Origin of the sequence: Aquidulcibacter sp. (assembly GCF_049239865.1) — a bacterium.
Classification (GTDB): Bacteria; Pseudomonadota; Alphaproteobacteria; order Caulobacterales; family Aquidulcibacteraceae; genus Aquidulcibacter.
In genome coordinates this window covers 1-4,479 of record NZ_JBMLTR010000082.1, presented here as the reverse complement: position 1 = coordinate 4,479, position 4,479 = coordinate 1, and the positions used below count along the sequence as shown (strand labels likewise).

3 protein-coding genes are annotated in these 4,479 nt (G+C 52.0%); 2 read left to right on the top strand and 1 reads right to left on the bottom strand.

The features are described 5' to 3' along the window. Positions 1 to 5: 5 nt before the first annotated feature. Entirely contained in the window at positions 6 to 650 is a 645-nt protein-coding gene (locus tag ACOVRA_RS06415; RefSeq protein ID WP_346382214.1) for a TetR/AcrR family transcriptional regulator, read from the bottom strand. 101 nt (positions 651 to 751) lie between these two features. On the opposite strand from ACOVRA_RS06415, the gene ACOVRA_RS06410 reads away from it, so the two are divergent. Both ACOVRA_RS06410 and ACOVRA_RS06405 read left to right on the top strand, forming a co-directional pair. After that, a complete protein-coding gene (locus tag ACOVRA_RS06410) occupies positions 752 to 3,154 on the top strand; it encodes a TonB-dependent receptor (protein ID WP_421719563.1) in 2,403 nt (800 codons plus the stop codon). 171 nt (positions 3,155 to 3,325) lie between these two features. After that, on the top strand, positions 3,326 to 4,479 hold a 1,154-nt coding region (locus ACOVRA_RS06405), incomplete at its 3' end, for a PHB depolymerase family esterase (protein ID WP_421719562.1).

The following is a 4,479-nucleotide window of genomic DNA, read 5'->3' as shown; positions in this document are numbered from 1 at the left end:
GGGTCTTATGCAATGATCATCCAGCGATCATAAAGCGAAGCTAGCGACTGCTTAGCCCAGGCAAGAAAACTCTCGTCTCGTTCCGCTTCGCCGTGTTCAATCCACCAAACGACGCCATCGATCAGGAAACCGGCTACCGCATGGGCGCATAAGCCGCGAAGCATAGTATCCTGAGCGAGCCGAGGGTTTGTCTCGGCCAACAAGTCGTCCGTTTTTTTGACAATTCCTGAATGCAAAGCATCAAAATAATGGCGCAACTCTGGGTCACTCGCGCAATGTCGCACAAGGATCTTAAGCTCATTTGGATTTGCTCGCGCCAACGCGATTACCTCTCGCAAGTTTCGTCCAAGGCCTTTCCATGGTCTGCTCTGTAACTCACGCCAAAGCGCAGACAGACGTTGCAGGATCGTGTGAATAAGCTCGTCTTTGGACGAAAAGTGCCGGTAAAGCACTTGCTTGGGGATTCCCAGCGCTACAGCCAGCGTATCCATAGTCGTTCCACGCACGCCCTGTTGCGCCAGGACAATGGCTGCAGCTCGCGCAAGTTCATCAACCCGTGCTTGTCTGCGGGTAGCGGCTTCTTCGCGTGGCGGCCGACCCCTGCGTCTATGGGAGACGAGAGCTGTCGCGAAATCTGGAGCTTGGACCACTTTTTTCTCCTGTAAACTGACATTTTATACATTTCGCTTGACTGTTCAAGATATGTGAGACTAATTTGTAACAAATAAAAATCGAACTTAAGGAGGAGCGCATGGCCGCCTATCGTCTCGGGCTTTTGGCATCAGTTTGTATTTCCGGATGGACTACTACTCCGGCTTTCGCACAATCAGCGGCTCAGCAGGCAGCGCCAATTGTCGCAGATCGTCCAGCCCAAGACCCCCAGTTACAGGTCGTGGAGGAGGTCATTGTGACCGCGCGGAAACGTGCTGAGCGTCGCGATGACGTGCCAGCCTCGCTGTCTGTCTTCGATCAGGCCTATATGAAGGCCATGGACGTTGCATCTGGCAAGGATCTGACCCGTATTACACCTGGAGCCTACGTGATCGATAACGGATCGGGGTTTAATGACGAATTTCTGATTCGTGGCGAAGGCGCCGCCCGACAGAATAATGCTGAAACTGGCGTTGGCCTTTATCGCAATGGAACCTTCATTGCTGGTGGCAATGCTGGCGGTCGCAATTTTGTGCCAATTGACTTCTTCGACGTCGGCTCAGTTACCGTACTTCGTGGACCACAAGGCTCCTTTTATGGACGCAATGCTCTCGGCGGCGCAGTGGAGATAGTTTCGCAGAGACCGAGCACTGACGCTGAGGGTGAAGTTCAGGTGAGTACTGGTTCAAATCAAAGCCATACGGCCGAGTTGATAGCTAATGTCCCTTTTGCCGAGACTTTCCTAGTGCGCGTGGGTGGCTTTGTGTCCGACCAACAAGAGGGTTTCTATAAGTCTTCGATCACGGGGCAGTTTCTCGATACGGAAGAAACGACTGGATGGCGTGCACAAGCAAACTGGCGGATTTCTCAGAGTTTCGACGTAAACTTGCTGTTAGAGCGTTCAGATGAATTCGGACCAAATGTCATCGCATTCGGGCAAGTGCTGCCTCAGAACGATCCCCCGATCAACCCTGTTGGGGCACCCACGGGATTCTCAGTTGGAAGATTTTTAAAGCCCGTAGACACGCCCAGCTTCTTTGACCGTTCAACGCAAATGAAGTCCTTGGAATGGAACTGGGACCTCGGATTTGCCGAGTTGAAGTCGACGACCGCTAATCGGAAGCGAATTGCAGCAACGCAATCTGATGTTGATGTCTTTGGCAATAACAATTTGGCACGGGTGGTTCCGACTGTTGCGCTGGGTAGCGAGGAGTTCGAACGTTTGACCCAAGATATTCGCTTGGTGTCACGATCAGACTCAGCGCTCACTTGGGTCGTCGGCTTCGAATACAATAAAGTCGACTCAAGTTTTGACACTGTTAGGTTCTCTGATGCACAGCGCAATGACCGTTTTGATGGCGTTTCCGATGTGCCAACTACCCTACCCTCCGCTTGCCTGGTTGCTCCGACTTGCACACTTGCTCAAGTTCAAACTACCGCCCGAAACGCTTATCGGCTTGAGGACTCAGGGGTTGATGACACCTCTATCGCTGCCTATGCTGCAAGCACTTGGCGGGTACTTGATACACTTCAGATAAGTGCGGACATTAGATGGAGCCAAGACGAGAAAAACTTCAGCCTCGCCAACGTTTTCCGCCTCGACAACCCGGCAACACCGGTCAACGAGCAACTAACGCGGTCGATTTCTGCTTCTGAGACATTTAGCAAGTGGACACCCAGTGTTTCATTCAACTGGCGCTTTGCTGACAACCGCACTCTTTTTGGAAGGATTGGAACTGGCTTTCGGGCGGGCGGGTTCAACAACGATTTGGGCGAGATAGGAGATGGGGTAAGCGCAATTGCAATACCATTAAGTTATGGTGAGGAGTTTGTAACGGCTTATGAAATCGGGACCCGCGGTCGCCTTGGGAGGGCTGTTCGATATGATGTTTCTGCGTATTTAAACCAAAAGCAGAATGTGCTGGTAAATTACTCGGTGTTCGCCGGGACCAGTGCCACCAACACATTGCGAAACGTTGGTGTCTTGGCGGCCGCTGGCGACTCTCAACAATATGGCATTGATGCCGAGGTCTCGGGTCGGATCCAATTGGGAGCAGGCGTGCTATCGCCTCGATTGAGTCTCTCCTGGGCTAATGGTGAATATGATGGAGGCTCGGTTTACTCAAATACCCAGACCAATCCTTCCGGTACGCTCGCACTCGTCTCGATCGATGGCAAAAAAATCCAGCGGCTCCGCGAATGGACCACGGCATCCACTCTCCAATATCGTCGCCCGCTTGTGGGGGAACTAGACCTTGTGTTGATGCTCAGCCAGCGCCTGGAGCTCGGTGGCTTCGAGGATCCCGCCAACAACAATTTAATGGATGATGTTACGCTCTACGACGGCTCAATTGGGATCGAAAGCAAGAATTGGCGCTTTACCTTTAGTGGGAAAAACATCACCGACGAGGAATATTTCAACATCTCCCCGGGAAATCTGAGCTTTCAAGCTCAACAGAACGAACCTCGAACTTGGCGCGCAACTCTGAGTGTCAAGTACTAATTCCTAACCGGCAGCTGTACAACAGTTTTTGCTAAGCACTTATGGCACTCGGAAAAGCCGTCGTCAGCAATGCGGGTTTTTCAAAAGAAATCACTGATGAAACTCAATTCGACGGATTAGCCTGCCTTAATCGTTAAGCATGAGCGACCTTTTATTCCGGAGCACAGAACCATGCGTCTTACCCTCATCCTGTCATTGATTGTGACCTTCATTGCGGCAGTCATTAACCCGGCTGCCGCGCAAACAATGGCCGCCATGGATATTTCATTCAAGGTAGGCGAAGCGGAGCGACGCGCCATTCTCGTCAATGAGGCACCAGCAGGCGAGATTCGACCAGTTGTAATTGTTTTGCATGGTGGAAACGGCAGCGCCGAAAATCAGCGTCTGCGTACCGGTTTCGATGATGTTGCGCGGTCAGAAGGCTTCACTGTTGTATATGCGGAGGGAACCCAATGGGCTCCTCGTCAACATGCATGGAACACCGGATATCTGCTCCGTAAGCAGGTCGGTGGTGCCGATGATATTGCCTACCTTGATAAGTTGATTGACCTCTTGATAAGTCAGTATCGAGCAGACCCAGCTCGAATTTATATGACTGGTGGCTCGAATGGAGCGATGATGACCTTGGTCTACGCAACACAGCGACCGCAGCGGCTCGCGGCCGTGGCTCCCATTGTTGGAGCTATGTTCTCCTTTGATAGCCGCCCAATCGTCCCCCTTCCAATTTTACTCATCAATGGCGGCTCAGACAATGAAGTTCCAATTGAAGGCGGCCTGAGTCGCAACGAACTTGTTAGAAGAAATCAGGCCGCCTCATATAAATCGCTTGAGGAGACGGTATCATTCTGGGTGGCCGCTAATCGGTCAAAGTCAGTACCAGTCGTCGAGCAAGTCGGGACAGTTACCACTCGAGTTTTTTCTGCTGGCCCGGCAGGCGCTGAAACAGTTGTGGTTGTAGACTCAGCTGGTGGTCACGGATGGCCAGGAAGCAAGTCAAATCGCCAAGAAAACACCCCAATTCAGGCCTTTAAAGGTGCTGACCGCGTGTGGACGTTCTTTAAGGATAAGCAGCGAGTGCCAGTGCCAGCGCACTCAGTGATTGGAGCAAATGAGAACAAAGGGATGTCCGTTCCGCACAACACGATGCCAGTTGCTTCGAAAATCCAAGGCGAGCAAAGCAACAGTGCCCGCGCTGCGGCTTCTGGCATTGATGCAAACCAAGATGGTATGATCTCCCGCGCTGAATGGCTTGCTGCTGGCTTTCGCGAGCAGGGATTTGCAATCATGGATAGTGATCGAAACGGGAATCTTTCGCCCCAGGAACT